Origin of the sequence: Natronorubrum aibiense, from assembly GCF_009392895.1 — an archaeon.
Lineage (GTDB): Archaea > Halobacteriota > Halobacteria > Halobacteriales > Natrialbaceae > Natronorubrum > Natronorubrum aibiense.
Genome location: NZ_CP045488.1, coordinates 1,938,033 through 1,950,764 on the forward strand (window position 1 = coordinate 1,938,033; position 12,732 = coordinate 1,950,764).

Here is a 12,732-nt window from a genome sequence, read left to right on the forward strand (position 1 = left end):
TTATGTACACGCTGGTGATAGCGCCGACCATGTTCGAACTCGCATCCGCAGTCCCCTTACAGATCGGTGGCGGGAGTTTCCTGTACTGGGCGGTGATTTTCTTTCTCCTCGCGATCGTCGCCGCGGCGGTCGGCGCTCGCGGCGTCGCCGGGATCTCGATGGAGATCGCCCGCATCTTCGTGTTGATCTTCATCATCCTCGCGGTCGTCGCCTTGCTACTATGAGCGTCCCCGCCGGGGGCCACTCGCGGCCCGCTCGAGACTACCAGTAGTTACGATTCGACAGCCCTTCGTTCGCCGATCGCTCGGTCGGATGCTCGGTCAGCAGTGCCGTTCTCGAGTGCACCCGTCCGCGAGCGATGTAATGGAATTCGGTTACTCCGGGGTGGGAACGACTAACAGGCTGGAAGCCGAATTAAACAGCGAGGAGTTACCATGACTGAACTCGGCGGTTTCCAAGACAGGGTTGCTCGCGTCGATCTTTCGGACGAGTCGGTCGCCTACGAGTCGATCGACGAGGAGGACGCGCGGAAGTATATCGGCGCACGCGGGCTGGGTGTAAAGTACGTCTTCGAACAGGGGCCGGACGTCGACCCACTCGGTCCCGAAAACTTGCTTGCGTTCATGAACGGGCCGCTCTCGGGCACGCAGGTGACGATGAGCGGCCGGATCGCTGTCTGTACGAAGTCGCCGCTGACCGGCACCGTCACCGACAGCCACCACGGTGGCTGGTCGGGTGCACGTCTCAAGTGGTCCGGCTTCGACGGCCTGCTCTTCGAGGGACAGGCCGACGAGCCGGTGTACGCTGTCGTCGAAGACGGCGAGCTCGAACTTCGGGACGCCTCTCATCTCTGGGGCAAAGGAGTCCACGAAACCCGCGATACGATCGAAGAAGAGGTCGACGGCTCCTACGGCAAGAACCTCTCAATCATGGCCATTGGACCCGGCGGCGAAAACGAGGTCAAATACGCCTGTATCATCAACGAGGACGACCGCGCCTCGGGCCGCGGCGGCACGGGCTGTGTGATGGGGTCGAAGAACCTCAAAGCGATCGTCATCAAGTCCACGACGAAGATGCCCCAGCCCGCCGATTCCGAGACATTCAAAGAGGGTCACCAGCAGGCGATGCAGGCGATTCAGGAGTCCGACGTTACCGCGCCTAACGAAGGCGGCCTCTCGATGTACGGGACGAACGTCCTGATGAACATCGGCGAGGAGATGGACGGCCTCCCGACGAAAAACGGGAAGTACACCTCGACCGAGGCCATGCGCGAGGCCGAAGGCGTCGACATCGACGCTGAGCGCGTCTCCGGCGAGAACGTCCGCGAGAACATCCTCGTCGACGAACCGACCTGTCACTCCTGTCCGGTCGCCTGTAAGAAGGAAGTCGAAGTCCAGACGATGCACAAAGGCGAGGAGATGAACGTCCGGACGGAATCCTACGAGTACGAGTCGGCCTACGCGCTCGGCCCGAACTCCGGGCACACCGACCGCGACGCCGTCGCGCTCATGATCGAGCGCTGTAACGACATGGGCGTCGATACCATCGAGACGGGCAACATGATGGCGATGGCCATGGAGATGTCCGAGGAGGGCAAACTCGAGGAAGGCGAACTCGAGTGGGGCGATTTCGAGACCATGATCGACATGATCGACCGGATCGGTCACCGCGAGGACGACCTCGCGGACCTCCTCGCGGAGGGGCCACGTCGCGTCGCCGACCGGAAGGAGGCCCACGACAACTCGCTGGCCGTGAAAGGACAGACGATCGCTGCCTACGACCCACGCTGTATGAAGGGTATGGGCATCGGCTACGCCACCTCGAACCGCGGTGCGTGTCACCTGCGTGGGTACACGCCGTCCGCTGAGATCCTCGGCATTCCGGAGAAAGTCGACCCCTACGAGTACGAAGGGAAAGGCGAACTCACGGCCACGTTCCAGGATCTCCACGCGATCAGCGATTCGTTCGACATCTGCAAGTTCAACGCCTTCGCCGAAGGCATCGAGGAGTACGTCCTCCAGTACAACGGGATGACCGGCCTCGACGTCAGCGAAGACGAACTCATGAAAGCCGGTGAGCGAATCTACACCTTAGAGCGCTACTACAACAACTTGAACGGCTTCGACGGCGCGGACGACTCGCTGCCGGAACGGTTCCTCGAGGACGGCATCCCCGGGCAGGGTGCAAGCGAAGGCGAGTACTGTGAACTCGAGGAGATGAAAGACGAGTACTACGAGCACCGCGGCTGGGTCGACGGCGTCGTGCCCGACGAGAAACTCGAGGACCTCGAGATCGAGATCGGACCGGGAACGGGCGTCAGCGCCGACAGCGGCGGCGCGGCAGCACCGAGCGACGACTGACCTCGCGGTCGAACGGCAGTAGGTAGCTGCAGGTGATTTCGGGCGGTTGCAATCGACTGCGGCTGATTCTCGTTTTTGGTGCCGACGTCGTATACGGCGGCAACTCGCGAACGCCGGTGAGTTGATCGACGAACGTTCGCTCGAGGATCACCGTCTTCGACGTCAGTCTGTTTTACAAACCAAACGAAACGTCGATAAATATTGTCATCAGCTTCTTCTACTCACAGTAAGCTTTACATCGGTGTTTGTGGTCCCTCAATTGAGGCTGGATACCAAATGTCAATGAACGCAGTCGTCTATCAGGGACCGCACGACGTCGCCATCGAAGAGGTCGACGAGCCCGAAATCGAGCACGAAAACGACGTTCTCGTCGACATCACGACGACGTGTATCTGTGGGTCGGACCTCCATATGTACGAGGGACGGACCGCAGCCGATCCGGGAATCGTCTTTGGACACGAAAACATGGGAACCGTCACCGAGGTCGGCGACGCCGTAACGACGCTCGAGGAAGGCGACCGCGTCGTCATGCCGTTTAACGTCGCTTGTGGCTTCTGCCGGAACTGTGAGAACGGCTATACTGGCTTCTGTACCAACGTCAACCCCGGCTTCGCCGGCGGCGCGTACGGCTACGTCGCGATGGGGCCGTACAAGGGCGGCCAGGCCGAGAAACTCCGCGTCCCGTTCGCTGACTTCAACGCGTTGAAACTACCCGAAGGCGACGAACACGAGGACTCCTTCGCGCTGCTTGCCGACATCTTCCCGACAGGATGGCACGGCACCCGACTTGCGGACCTCCAACCCGGCGAGTCGATTGCGATCTACGGGGCTGGCCCCGTCGGCCTCATGGCCGCCTACAGCGCCAAGATTCAGGGTGCGTCCGAGATCTACGTCGTCGACCGCGTCGACAGTCGCCTCGAGATGGCCGAAGATCACTGCGACGCCCACGCAATCAACTTCGAGGAGGGCGACCCCGTCGAACAGATCGTCGACGCCCACGGCGACGAAGTCGACAAGGGGGTCGACGCCGTCGGCTACCAGGCGATCGACCCCGAGACGGATCCGGGCGACGACGCCTACGATCCGGCCCGGGAGAACCCCGCGATCGTCCTCAACCAGCTCATCGAGACCGTCCGGCCGACGGGGCAACTGGGCATTCCGGGACTGTACGTCCCGTCCGACCCCGGCGCACCCGACGAGATGGCAGCCCAGGGCCGACTCGGGATCGACTTCGGCAAACTCTTCGAAAAGGGACTGAAACTGGGCACTGGCCAGTGTAACGTCAAAGAGTACAACCGGGAGCTGCGAGACATGATCATCGAGGGTCGTGCCGACCCGAGCTGGGTCGTCTCCCACCGCGTCGACTTAGACCGTGCACCCGAGATGTACGAGAAGTTCGACGAGCGCGAGGAAGGCGTCACCAAAGTCTTGCTCGAGCCGTAACGCCCCAGCCATCGAAATCCGCGTTCGTTTTTTCAGGCCGATACCCGCGTGTCGAACTGGTCACAGCCGGCGGGCTGTCTCTCGGTCGGTCGAACGATCCGTCGTGTTAGCTTCGCACCCAGGCTATCGGGTGGTCGTCGCGAAGATGATCGTGGTACTGTTTGACTAACTTCGGATACGAGTCCGCAACCGCATACCAGTCGCAGTGCTTACAGCCCCGTTCGACCGTGTCGCTTGCCCGCTGTACGTAGCCGCCGGTTCGATTCATGCCCAACGCGGGCCGTTGTGACAGCATAACCTTTCTGTATTGGCCGTCGCGCGTCACCCTGCAGGTTCGAGCGCAGCCTCTCGGAGAAACAGGTATGCCACTGAACGACATATCCGGATGCATGTGCCAGTACTGCAGCTACTCCCTGCACGACGGCTGGACGCAACTGCTCGAGTACGACGACGTCTATCAGAACGCCCTCCCCGACCGGTTGACCGACCAGTCGACCCACGGCTTTCACGAATCCTGGGAGGAACTCAGCGACGAACTCGCGCTGTAGGTCTCACAACGGGAACGGATCGACCGCCGCATCCGCCTCCTCGAGGTCGTCATCGATTACACACGCCTCGAGCTCCCCGCGGATGCGCTGTTCGTCCATCCCGCGGCCGATAAACACCAGTTGCGTCCGTCGGTCGTCGGTCGGTCGCCACTCGCCGATCGGCCCGGCTCTGACCGACGGGCCAGCCTGACTGATGCCGATCACCTCGTCGCGGTTCGCGACGTGACAGACGCCTTTTGCCCGAATGATCGATCCGTCCCAGTCCTCGTCCTCGAGCCAGGCGGCGAGTCGCACTGGATGTACTGGTTGGTCAGCGCGGAAGACGAACGACGAGACGCCGTGTCGCTCGGCGGCGCTCGGTTCCGCGTCGTGGGCGTGCGTTTCGTGGTCGTGTCCGACGTCCGCCTCTCCATCCCGGCTCCCCTCCTCGTGTCCGTGATCGTGCTCGCCGCGCAAGTGGCGTTTCCACCCTGGCGAGCGCTTTGCCGTCTCGAAGTCGAACTGTCCCGTGTCGAGGACGAGTTCCGGGTCCACCTCGCAGTAGCTCGTTCGGCGCCGCGTCGCCCGCGGCTGGAGTCGGTTGACGACCGTCTCGATCTCCGTTACGACGTCGTCGGGGACCATGTCCGTCTTGTTGAGCAACAGGACGTCACAGAACTCGATACCCTCGATCAGGACCTCGCTCAACGGCCGCTCCGTATCCGGCTGTAGCCCTTCGGGCAACTGCGCGCCGGCGTCGAACTCTTTCCAGAAGCCGTACGTGTCGAGGACGGTGACCATGGTGTCCAGTCGAAACAGCGTCGTCGGGTCCACGTCGCTCGCGTCCGTCCCGTCGGTGAACACCTGCGCGATGGGAATCGGTTCGCTGATCCCCGACGCCTCGACCAGCAGGGCGTCGAACTCTCGGCTTCGTGCCAGCCGCGTCGCTTCTTCGAGCAGATCCCCGCGAAGTCGACAGCAGATACAGCCGTTCGAGAGGTCCACGATCCCGTCGTCCTCGGTGGCTCGCTCGAGTCGATCCGCGTCGACGTTGATCTCTCCCATGTCGTTGACGATCACCGCGATCCGCCGCCCGCCGGGGTTCGACAGCACGTGATTGATCAGCGTCGTCTTGCCCGCCCCGAGGTAGCCGCTGACGACGGTGACGGGAATCGCATCGTTGCTCGGCATATGATACCAAAAACCACGACGGGAACGATACTAAGTAACTGGGGTCACTCTCACGGTCCGTTTCGAGTGCGTGTGGCGTTTCGCTCGCTCGGAACACCCCGTCGAAACCCTTGAGGAGCGGATCGGGCCTCGGTAGTGCGTTCGTAGGGCCAGCCGAGGTCGAAACCGAGTGTCGGAACAGTCAGTTCGCACCCAACTGCCAGAGTGCCCGGTACAGCGTCCACATGTCACAGTCGAAGCGCTCGCCCAGCGATCGGCAAGTCTCGAGGTAGCGGTCGTATGCTGCGGGCGACACTGGTTCCGGGTACGGGTCGGCCAACTCTCCGGCGTCGTACAGCACCGCCCACTCGCGCTCGCCGACGACGAGACACGACTCGGGATCGACGAACAACAGGAAGGCGGATGCGACCGGGACGTCGACACCCTCGAGGACCGTCAGTCGGTCGATTCGTGTCGCCGGATCGCTCGCTGCAGCCACGTCGACGAGCGCGTCGCGGACGTCCTCGAAGTCGTTGCGGTCGAACTGTGCTTCGCGTTCGCGGCGCGTGGCGTTCGGGATCGCACCGAGGAATCGCCTGTAGTGCCACCTGACGATCCACTTTGCATCCCGCCAGCCGAACTCACCCGTCCGGAAGGCTGTCGGAAGCGTCTCGACTCCCTCCTGTTCGACGGGATGCAGCGGGTGCTCGTCGCGGTACTCGTCGGCCGTCGATTCGACGAGCGACTGAGAGAGCTCCATCGTACGCTGATGTTTGACACACGGGCTGGTGAACGTTTCCCCGTTTCCACGTCGTGGTGTGCCGACGGAATCGCGTCTCGGCGTCTCACCTCATTGAGTGCTAGAAAGACTCATACATGTGGGCAAAGACCATACACATGTCAGATCGGCCTCCACACCGACACCTCACTACTCAGAACAATGTCCAGTGATAAGCAAGACACGGTCAAGACGATCTGCCCGTACTGCGGCGTCGGCTGCGGGATTCAGGTCAGACAGGGCGACGAGCCCGGCGAGGTACAGTTCATGCCGTGGGGAGATGCCCCGGTCAACGAGGGGCGCGTCTGCATCAAAGGCGGCGCGGCGACGGAAGTCGTCGACCACGAGGATCGACTCACCGACCCACTGATCAGAGACGACGACGGCGAGTTCCACGAGGCCACCTGGGAGGAAGCCTACGAGCGCGTCGTACGCGAACTCGAGCGAATCCGCGACGAGCACGGCCCGGACGCGATGGGCTTTTTCGGCTCCTCGAAGACGATGAACGAGGAGAACTACCTGCTGCAGAAACTCGCCCGCCGGTACGGCACCAACAACGTCGACAACTGCACGCGGATGTGCCACGCCTCGACGGTCTGGGCGCTGCGGACCAGTCTGGGCGCGGGGGCGATGACCAACAGTATGCGCGACCTCCGCGAGGAATGTGACCTGTTCTGGATCCAGGGGGCGAATCCGGGCGAGCAACACCCTATCGCGAACAGTCAGTACTTCCGACAGGCAGTGCTGGACGGCGCGACCGTCGTTCAGGTCGATCCACACGCGAACAAGACGACGCGCTCGTTCCAGATCGACGACACCGACCGTCACCAGCATCTCCAGTTGAATCCGGGAACGGACATTCCGCTGCTCAATATCGTCCTCAAGACGATCCTCGAGCACCACGAGGAGAACCCCGAGGACGGCTGGGTGGACGAGGAGTTCGTCGAGGAGCGCACCGAGGGGTTCGACCACCTCGTCGAGACCCTCGAGGACTTCGACAAGGAGGCTGCAGCCGACGAGTGTGGCCTCGACCTCGAGGCCATCGAACTCGCTGCCGAGAAGTACGCGACGGCCGACAACGCGGCCATCTTCACCGGCATGGGGATGAGCCAGCACGCCTGCGGCGTCGACAACGTCCAAAACGAGATCAACCTCGCGCTGATCACGGGCAACCTCGGGCGTCCGGGAACGGGCGTCAATCCGCTGCGCGGCCAGAACAACGTTCAGGGGACCTGTGACGTCGGTGCGATGCCGAACGTGTTGCCGGGCTACCAGCTCGTCGACGACGATGCGGCCCGCGAGTCGGTCGAGGACGTCTGGGGATTCGAGGTTCCCGACGAGCCGGGGCTGACGAACGTCGAAATCTCCTACGAGGCCGGCGACTCGATCAAGGGGCTGTACGTCATGGGCGAAAACCCCGTGATGAGTGAACCCGATGCCAACAGCGTCGCCGACCGGTTAGCGGACCTCGAGTTCATGGTCGTCCAGGATATCTTCATGACCGAAACTGCAGAGTACGCCGACGTGATTCTGCCGGCGACGACCTGGGCCGAACGTGGCGGCACCGTCACGAACACCGACCGGCGCGTCCAGCGTATGCGCGGTGTCGAGAAGGTCCACGAGAACACGAAACACGATCTTGAAATCGTCAGCGAGGTCGGGAAGCGGTTGTTCGACGATGGGGACGAGCAGTTCGATTTCGACGACCCCGAAGCCGTCTTCGAGGAACTCCGGCAGGTCTGTCCGAGCTACCACGGGATGACCTACGACCTGCTCGGCGAGGAGGGACTACACTGGCCCTGCTACGAACCCGGCGACGAGGGCGACCCGTTCCTCTACGAGGAGGAGTTCGACACTGAAAGCGGCCTCGGCCACATCGAGGGTGTCGAACACACTCCACCGGCGGAGACGCCCGACGACGAGTACCCGCTGATCCTCACGACCGCGCGCCTCGAGGAACACTACAACACCGGCACGATGAGCACCCGATCGCCGACGCTCAACCGCCAGACGCCGGAGAACTTCGTCGACGTTCATCCCGAAGACGCCGCCCGCTACGGCATCGAGGACGGCGAGTACGTCCGCCTTAAATCGAGACGCGGCGAGATCACGCTCGAGGCCCACGTCACCGAGGACACTAAAGAAGGCGTGGTGTGGACGACCCCGCATTTCGCCGCCGCCTCGGCGAACAAGCTGACGAACCACGTCCTCGACGATCGGGCGAAGATTCCCGAGTACAAAGCCGCTGCGGCGGAGATCGACGTCGACGTCGAACCGCTCGGTGAGACTGCCGACCCAGCAGCTGACGACTAGAGTCCCGTCGATCGGCCGTATCGACTGGACGGCCACCTCGCTTCCCATCGTGAGGATCGGTGGCTACTTTTCTCCGCAGCCTGTCGGTTCTCCTATATGTCCTCGCGTCGGCTCCTTCGTCTCCAGATGATCGTCTCGATCGGTCTCCTCGTCGGGCTCACGCTCGGCTTCCTCCTCGGCGTCTGGCTCGTCAGTTACGGCCTCCTCGAACTGCTCGAGACCGGCGCACTCGAGGTCGTGACGGTCGGCTCCGCGGCGTTGCTGACCGTCGTCGCCGTCGCCGGCTCTGGGCGACTCGAGGCGCTGCTCGCCTTCCCCGTCGTGTGGCTCGCCATCTACGCCCTCGCCGTGTTCACAGCACCCAGTTCGCAGGTGCTCGCGACGATCGGGAGCACCAGCCTGCTCGCCGCGATTGCCACCCTCGAGTACAGACAGGTCGGGACGATCGAACGGGCCGCCGACGCGGTTCCCGTCGAACCCGACAACGCACCCAGCATCCATCGAACGGCGACGCGGGTTGCGGCGCTGTACGACGTCCCCGTGCCGACAATCGCGATCTCGGAGCGCGATACGCCCGAAGCGATGGCCGTCGGGCTTCGCCCGAGGAACGTCCACCTCGTGCTTTCGCTTGGCACCGTTCGAGCGCTCTCGGACGCCGAACTCGAGGCCGTGATCGCCCACGAACTCGCACACGTCGCCAACCGCGACGCGATGGTGATGACGGCCGCTTCGGTGCCGGTCGTCCTCGCCAAAGGGATTCGGACGCATCTCGACGACGATACTTCAGGAACAGTCGTAGCCGTCCCGCTGGTGTTCGTCGCCAGCGCAACGGCGCTGCTTGGCCGGGTCGTCACTGCGGGTCTCTCGCGGGTTAGAGAGCGAGCGGCCGACCGAGCAGCTGCCGAGGCGACGGGCTCGCCCGCGGCGCTCGCGAGCGCCCTTCTGACTCTCGACGAGCGAATCGACGAGACCCCATCGCGGGATCTCCGGGCGGTCTCGAGCGTCTCCTCGCTATCGATTTTGCCCCTCGAGGACGACACCGTCGAGAAACTGATGCTCGGCCCCGATGGCGACGTCGAACCGTCCTACTGGTGGCTCAGGAAGCGACTACAGCGGCTGTCAAACTGGTTCTTTCGAACGCACCCGCCGACGACGTCTCGCCTCGAGTCACTGCAAGCGCTCGAGAACGAGCATCGATGAGCAAACAGAACGACGGGATCCGCTCGAGAAAATGGCCCGCTGTGGCTGTATGGCCGTCCGCTATGGCGTCTCTCGAGCAGTGTCGCGACGACTTCTGGTGTGTCGGGCCGATCAGTCGTCCGCGAGAGCGTAGGTGCCGGCGTCGGCGTCGGGTTTCGTGATCTCGATCGTGACGTCGCCGCCGTCGACCGAGACGAGCACGTCGTCGAAACATTTGCGATACTCGGTCGCGTGTTTGCCGGACGTATTAATCCGGACGCGCTCTTCGACGAGGTTCGCGTCTGTCAGTTTCTCGACTTTTCGGTAGGCAGTCGACATCGGAATCTCACACTGCTCGGAGAGTTCCGTCGCGGTCAGTGACTCTTCGCTCGTCGCCTCGAGAATCGCCCGGCAGGCGTCGTCGTCCAGTGCGGCAAGGACTGCTTGGGTGTCGACCGGTTCCTCGTCTGTCAGCCAGCCGTGCTTCGTCGGAGAGTTCGTCGCGGACATTGTGTTCACTCCAAGAGAGTGGCCCTGCCCTCTCCAAATAACGCCCAATAAATACAGGGTTCTTTATATGGGGTCCGGAGCGGAACCGGCGATTCTGCGGTGGAGCGACCTCGGCAGCGTCCACCAACGGGCGAAACTGCTGGCACCGCATCGATTCGGCCCGGGGGTTTAGGAGGCCCCATGCCCAAGAGTACATGATGGCTTCGGGGATTCGCGCGGAGATCAAGATCGACGACCCGACGAACTGTGTTGTGACGGCCGCTTCGGCGGCTGCACAGGGACAGGTTCAGTCGGTCTCGAAGAGTACGAACCCGAACGCACCCACGCGTGTCTCCGAGGAGTTCATGCTCGAGGCCGAGACGTATCCGGAGTCGTTCGACACCGACGTCGAACTGTCGCCGGTCTTTTCCTATGGCTCGAGCTCCGTTTATCGGTTCACTCGCGACCTCGGCCGCGGCTGTCCGTGCGAGTGTATCGAAGGGCACGACTCGCCCGTGATCGACGTCCGAACGCGGGGCTCGTCGCTGTTTCTGACGTTTCACGCGTCGGATATGGCGTCGTTACAGGCGATTATCGGCGATCTACAGGATCGATACTCGAATCTCGACGTCCAGCGACTCCTCCAGTCACAACAGGACCACAGCGAACAGCACCTCGTCTTCGTCGACCGGAGCGAACTGACCGCTCGCCAACTCGAGGTGCTCGAGACGGCCCACCGAATGGGCTACTTCGAACATCCGAAACGAGCCAACGCTGGCGAGGTCGCCGATGCGCTCGATATCTCCGGGTCGACGTTCACCGAACACCTCGCGGCCGCACAGACGAAACTGCTCGATTCGATCCTCGAGTACGACCAGACCTGATCGATGGCAGCCCATCCACATCGTCACCGATCGTCACGCACTGGGTTCCTGTCACCTGACACATCAGTCGAACGCGCGACGGTTCAGCCCCTGGTTGAAGAACCCTTCGGCAACTACTGGATTCCGGCGGTGAACCGCAACCCTATATATAGGTACCGCACAGCTATGTACGTAGACACTCACCGTTTCACACGACACTGACCCCTCTCATGAGCAGATACGAATTTACCTGTCCTGACTGCGGACAAGCAATCGAGGTCAACGAGGCGATGCGAGAGGCCACGTTGGAACACGGCTGCCCGGTCTGTGGGGCCGACGTCACGACCGGCGATTTCGCCGCCGAACAACCGACGAGTTGAGCACTCGAGACCCGATGGCTGTCGTCGCTACTCCCCGCGGTCGACGTCCGTCCGCCGTCCGTTAAGCGACTCCGGCGTGAGTCGATAGAGTTCGATGTCGAGTTCGTCTTTCTGCTGGGCCCAGATCTCGAACAGTGGGCGTTTTGCATCGCCGTACTGGGCGATCTGCTCCGGTGTCAACTCCGCTGGCGGGATGTTCTCGAGCGTTCCCGTCGCGATGATGCTCCGGTAGGAAGACGCCTGCTCGTCGTAGACGACGAGCCGTGCCGCTGGAGAGTCATCGAGAAAGGCCCGCTTTTCGCTTTCCGGCGTCGACACCAGGCGCATGTAAAATTCGCGGTCGTCGTCGTCGTATCCGTACGAAATAGGAATCGCGTAGGGCTCGTCGGTGCGTGCAAGCGAGAGGACGCCGGTCTCGTGCTGGCCGAGAAAGTCGTCGATCTCCGCATCGGTCATTTCGGTCTCCTGGTCGATAGCCATCGTCTCAGTGCATCGAGAAAGGGCGAACACGCTCTTTATAGTTGCCATCGACTTCGAGATTCGCCTGCCTGCTGGCAGTTGGGCTGTTTGTGGTGTTAGGACTCCGCAGCGTGGTCCCCGTCGATGCCGATACACACGGGTTCTCGAATCTCGAGGGCGGTCTCGAACGCCGCCTCGCGGTCGGTTTGTCGCCCAATCCGTAACAGCTGTTCTTCGTGGGCGCGGCGGATCGCCGACAGCTCCCGGTCGGTGACGTCGAGGTCGTCACTGATCGATTCCCAGTGGCCCCACTCCGTGAGGAACACCTCGAGGTCGTCGTCCGCGTGGAAGCGTTCGTACTCGCGCCGGTACTGCTCGAGTTGCGGTCCCAGCAGGTCCTGTGCCCGATCGACGAGCTTCGGCAGCCGGGCCGGCGCGACGCTCGCTTTCGCTGCCGTGAGGATGAGCACTTGCCCGTCGATCGGGTCGCCCGACCCCGCCATCTACCCACCTGCCCGCATCGCCTTCTGGGCGAACTCGTCGATGAGTTCCTCGAGCGTGTCGGCCTCGCCTTCGAAATCGATCGTAATCTCGGTCAGCGTCAGTGAGGGGCCGATATCGACCGTCTCCGAGGAGAGCGTCGCTGTCCAGTCGTCGCCGGAGACGGTGTCGTCCGCGACCCGTTCGCCACCCAGATTCGTCAGGTAGCGAACCGCGAGCCGCTCGGAGATGCCGCGAAACGATCGTTCGACGCGTGTCGTCATACCCCCA

General features: G+C 62.7%; 15 protein-coding genes. 8 read left to right on the forward strand and 7 right to left on the reverse strand.

Going from position 1 to position 12,732, the window contains the following annotated elements; translation table 11 throughout:
- The first annotated feature begins 29 nt into the window (after positions 1 to 29).
- From GCU68_RS09485 to GCU68_RS09495, 3 genes are all read left to right on the forward strand, one after another.
- Complete coding sequence (locus GCU68_RS09485) at positions 30 to 224, forward strand: DUF1328 family protein (RefSeq protein ID WP_152941040.1); 195 nt, start codon at positions 30 to 32, stop codon at positions 222 to 224.
- A gap of 210 nt (positions 225 to 434) precedes the next feature.
- Entirely contained in the window at positions 435 to 2,360 is a 1,926-nt protein-coding gene (locus GCU68_RS09490; RefSeq protein WP_152941042.1) for an aldehyde ferredoxin oxidoreductase family protein, read from the forward strand.
- A gap of 282 nt (positions 2,361 to 2,642) precedes the next feature.
- Positions 2,643 to 3,803: a glutathione-independent formaldehyde dehydrogenase gene (locus tag GCU68_RS09495; RefSeq protein WP_152943685.1), complete on the forward strand. Its 1,161-nt coding sequence runs from the start codon at positions 2,643 to 2,645 to the stop codon at positions 3,801 to 3,803.
- A 106-nt stretch (positions 3,804 to 3,909) separates the two neighbouring features.
- Here the strand turns inward: GCU68_RS09495 and GCU68_RS21300 are convergent, their stop codons facing one another.
- Entirely contained in the window at positions 3,910 to 4,071 is a 162-nt protein-coding gene (locus GCU68_RS21300; RefSeq protein WP_168927083.1) for a hypothetical protein, read from the reverse strand.
- Positions 4,072 to 4,192: 121 nt separating this feature from the next.
- Between GCU68_RS21300 and GCU68_RS21305 the strand changes: the two genes are divergently transcribed.
- Complete coding sequence (locus GCU68_RS21305; protein ID WP_168927084.1) at positions 4,193 to 4,351, forward strand: hypothetical protein; 159 nt, start codon at positions 4,193 to 4,195, stop codon at positions 4,349 to 4,351.
- Positions 4,352 to 4,354: 3 nt separating this feature from the next.
- Here GCU68_RS21305 and GCU68_RS09505 read toward each other — a convergent pair whose 3' ends face one another.
- Positions 4,355 to 5,521 carry a CobW family GTP-binding protein gene (locus GCU68_RS09505; protein ID WP_152941046.1) on the reverse strand — a complete coding sequence of 389 codons (1,167 nt, stop codon included), beginning with the start codon at positions 5,519 to 5,521 and terminating at the stop codon, positions 4,355 to 4,357.
- A gap of 181 nt (positions 5,522 to 5,702) precedes the next feature.
- The gene (locus GCU68_RS09510; protein ID WP_152941048.1) at positions 5,703 to 6,260 is read right to left on the reverse strand and encodes a hypothetical protein; all 558 of its coding nucleotides are present in this window, start codon (positions 6,258 to 6,260) and stop codon (positions 5,703 to 5,705) included.
- Between the two features lie 180 nt (positions 6,261 to 6,440).
- On the opposite strand from GCU68_RS09510, the gene fdhF reads away from it, so the two are divergent.
- Positions 6,441 to 8,591, forward strand: a complete 2,151-nt coding sequence (gene fdhF, locus GCU68_RS09515) for a formate dehydrogenase subunit alpha (RefSeq protein ID WP_152941050.1) — start codon at positions 6,441 to 6,443, stop codon at positions 8,589 to 8,591.
- Between the two features lie 96 nt (positions 8,592 to 8,687).
- The gene (locus tag GCU68_RS09520) at positions 8,688 to 9,791 is read left to right on the forward strand and encodes a M48 family metalloprotease (RefSeq protein ID WP_227014815.1); all 1,104 of its coding nucleotides are present in this window, start codon (positions 8,688 to 8,690) and stop codon (positions 9,789 to 9,791) included.
- Positions 9,792 to 9,902: 111 nt separating this feature from the next.
- Here the strand turns inward: GCU68_RS09520 and GCU68_RS09525 are convergent, their stop codons facing one another.
- Positions 9,903 to 10,280: a winged helix-turn-helix domain-containing protein gene (locus GCU68_RS09525; protein WP_152941052.1), complete on the reverse strand. Its 378-nt coding sequence runs from the start codon at positions 10,278 to 10,280 to the stop codon at positions 9,903 to 9,905.
- A 197-nt stretch (positions 10,281 to 10,477) separates the two neighbouring features.
- Here GCU68_RS09525 and GCU68_RS09530 point away from each other — a divergent pair, with 197 nt between their 5' ends.
- Positions 10,478 to 11,143 (forward strand): helix-turn-helix domain-containing protein, encoded by a 666-nt coding sequence (locus GCU68_RS09530; protein ID WP_152941054.1) that lies wholly within the window; start codon positions 10,478 to 10,480, stop codon positions 11,141 to 11,143.
- 209 nt (positions 11,144 to 11,352) lie between these two features.
- On the forward strand, positions 11,353 to 11,502 hold the full coding sequence (locus GCU68_RS09535) for a DUF7560 family zinc ribbon protein (protein WP_152941055.1): 150 nt from the start codon (positions 11,353 to 11,355) through the stop codon (positions 11,500 to 11,502).
- 27 nt (positions 11,503 to 11,529) lie between these two features.
- Here the strand turns inward: GCU68_RS09535 and GCU68_RS09540 are convergent, their stop codons facing one another.
- The 3 genes from GCU68_RS09540 to GCU68_RS09550 form a co-directional block, all read right to left on the reverse strand.
- Positions 11,530 to 11,982: a pyridoxamine 5'-phosphate oxidase family protein gene (locus GCU68_RS09540; RefSeq protein ID WP_152941057.1), complete on the reverse strand. Its 453-nt coding sequence runs from the start codon at positions 11,980 to 11,982 to the stop codon at positions 11,530 to 11,532.
- Positions 11,983 to 12,077: 95 nt separating this feature from the next.
- The gene (locus GCU68_RS09545) at positions 12,078 to 12,464 is read right to left on the reverse strand and encodes a hypothetical protein (protein WP_152941059.1); all 387 of its coding nucleotides are present in this window, start codon (positions 12,462 to 12,464) and stop codon (positions 12,078 to 12,080) included.
- The gene (locus GCU68_RS09550) at positions 12,465 to 12,725 is read right to left on the reverse strand and encodes a hypothetical protein (RefSeq protein ID WP_152941061.1); all 261 of its coding nucleotides are present in this window, start codon (positions 12,723 to 12,725) and stop codon (positions 12,465 to 12,467) included. It lies immediately after the preceding gene.
- Positions 12,726 to 12,732: the final 7 nt, after the last annotated feature.

Excerpts from the sequence above, each read along its gene's own strand:
- GCU68_RS09525 (WP_152941052.1), bottom strand. The coding sequence starts at position 10,280 with ATGTCCGCGACGAACTCTCCGACGAAGCACGGCTGGCTGACAGACGAG.
- GCU68_RS09510 (WP_152941048.1), bottom strand. The coding sequence starts at position 6,260 with ATGGAGCTCTCTCAGTCGCTCGTCGAATCGACGGCCGACGAGTACCGC.
- GCU68_RS09520 (WP_227014815.1), top strand. The coding sequence starts at position 8,688 with ATGTCCTCGCGTCGGCTCCTTCGTCTCCAGATGATCGTCTCGATCGGT.
- GCU68_RS09485 (WP_152941040.1), top strand. The coding sequence starts at position 30 with ATGTTCGAACTCGCATCCGCAGTCCCCTTACAGATCGGTGGCGGGAGT.
- GCU68_RS21300 (WP_168927083.1), bottom strand. The coding sequence starts at position 4,071 with ATGAATCGAACCGGCGGCTACGTACAGCGGGCAAGCGACACGGTCGAA.
- GCU68_RS09495 (WP_152943685.1), top strand. The coding sequence starts at position 2,643 with ATGAACGCAGTCGTCTATCAGGGACCGCACGACGTCGCCATCGAAGAG.
- GCU68_RS09530 (WP_152941054.1), top strand. The coding sequence starts at position 10,478 with ATGGCTTCGGGGATTCGCGCGGAGATCAAGATCGACGACCCGACGAAC.
- GCU68_RS09505 (WP_152941046.1), bottom strand. The coding sequence starts at position 5,521 with ATGCCGAGCAACGATGCGATTCCCGTCACCGTCGTCAGCGGCTACCTC.
- GCU68_RS21305 (WP_168927084.1), top strand. The coding sequence starts at position 4,193 with ATGTGCCAGTACTGCAGCTACTCCCTGCACGACGGCTGGACGCAACTG.
- GCU68_RS09535 (WP_152941055.1), top strand. The coding sequence starts at position 11,353 with ATGAGCAGATACGAATTTACCTGTCCTGACTGCGGACAAGCAATCGAG.
- GCU68_RS09545 (WP_152941059.1), bottom strand. The coding sequence starts at position 12,464 with ATGGCGGGGTCGGGCGACCCGATCGACGGGCAAGTGCTCATCCTCACG.
- GCU68_RS09490 (WP_152941042.1), top strand. The coding sequence starts at position 435 with ATGACTGAACTCGGCGGTTTCCAAGACAGGGTTGCTCGCGTCGATCTT.
- GCU68_RS09540 (WP_152941057.1), bottom strand. The coding sequence starts at position 11,982 with ATGGCTATCGACCAGGAGACCGAAATGACCGATGCGGAGATCGACGAC.
- fdhF (WP_152941050.1), top strand. The coding sequence starts at position 6,441 with ATGTCCAGTGATAAGCAAGACACGGTCAAGACGATCTGCCCGTACTGC.
- GCU68_RS09550 (WP_152941061.1), bottom strand. The coding sequence starts at position 12,725 with ATGACGACACGCGTCGAACGATCGTTTCGCGGCATCTCCGAGCGGCTC.